This window comes from Pseudoalteromonas haloplanktis ATCC 14393, assembly GCF_000238355.1.
Lineage (GTDB): Bacteria > Pseudomonadota > Gammaproteobacteria > Enterobacterales > Alteromonadaceae > Pseudoalteromonas > Pseudoalteromonas haloplanktis.
On the sequence record NZ_AHCA01000041.1, the window covers coordinates 1 to 1228 of the forward strand.

General features: G+C 41.2%; 1 protein-coding gene. It reads left to right on the forward strand.

Annotated elements, in window-relative coordinates:
• The first annotated feature begins 63 nt into the window (after positions 1–63).
• A protein-coding gene (locus tag PHAL_RS0122560; RefSeq protein WP_085999762.1) for an IS3 family transposase occupies positions 64–1220 on the forward strand; the annotation gives its coding sequence in 2 pieces (ribosomal slippage) (positions 64–307 and positions 307–1220; 1158 coding nt in all).
• The last annotated feature ends 8 nt before the right edge of the window (positions 1221–1228 follow it).

Consider the following 1228-nt stretch of genomic DNA (forward strand, 5'->3'; position numbering starts at 1 on the left):
TGAACTGGTTTAATTGAGCCGGACACTTTAATAATGGACAATGTTCTAATATTGAGGTGTTAAATGACAAAACGTAAAAATAAATCTTATACAACTGAATTTAAGCAAGAAGCAGTCGCTCTGGTAACAGAACAAGGCTATTCAGTTTCAGAGGCCGCAGCCTCCCTGGGGATCACCACCAAACTTATTTATAACTGGAAAGCTAAACTTGAAGGGCAACAAACTGGCAATTCACTCAATGAAGATGAGCGAGCCGAGCTAAAACGCCTGAGAAAAGAAGTGAAAGATCTCAAAACGGAGAAAGAGATCTTAAAAAAGGCCAGCGCCTTCTTTGCGAGAGAAATGAAGTAAAGTATCAGTTCATCAAAGAGAATAGCCAAGCTTATCGCGTTATGAAATTATGCTCTGCTATGAAGGTAAATCGCTCAAGCTATTACGCGTGGCTGGCACGTCCAGCAAAGCTTATACCGGCAGAAGAGCTACATCTTTACCGAAGAGCAAAAGCATTGTTTAAACGCAGCAGAGCAAGCTTAGGCTACCGTGAGTTATGTAAGAACTTACGTAAAGAAGGTTTTAAAATAACGCGCTACAAAACTAGAAAGTTAATGGCGAAGCTCAATTTAGTTGTTAAACAACGTGTGGCTTATAGAGTGACAACTAAACGTAAGCACTCAGATGCAGTTGCGGATAATTTGCTTAATCAGAACTTTAATCCGGTAGCACCGAATCAAATTTGGGCAGGCGATGTGACATACTTAAGAACTGGCGAAGGCTGGATGTATCTAGCCATTGTTATGGACTTGTATTCTCGTCGTATTGTTGGTTGGCATATTGATAAACGCATGACGACCGATTTGGTCAGTAAAGCAATGATAAAAGCGTATAACTTACGGCAGCCGCCCAAGGGATTAGTATTTCACAGCGACAGGGGCTCACAATATACAAGCAAGCAATATCGGCAATTACTTAGGAGCTATAGTGTTAGAGCAAGCATGGGTGATGTGGGAGCGTGTTGGGATAACGCTGTTGTTGAAAGGTTCTTTGGTAGCTTGAAACATGATTGGTTACTAAAAGTGGCTCAACCAACGCGTGAGCACATGAAAAATGATGTTGCAGAATATATGAAGTATTACAATCTGGAAAGACTGCACTCAGCTAATAACGATCAGTCACCAGTAGAGTATGAAAATTCTTTAGGAAAAGTGTCCGGCTGGAGTTGACCAGAACA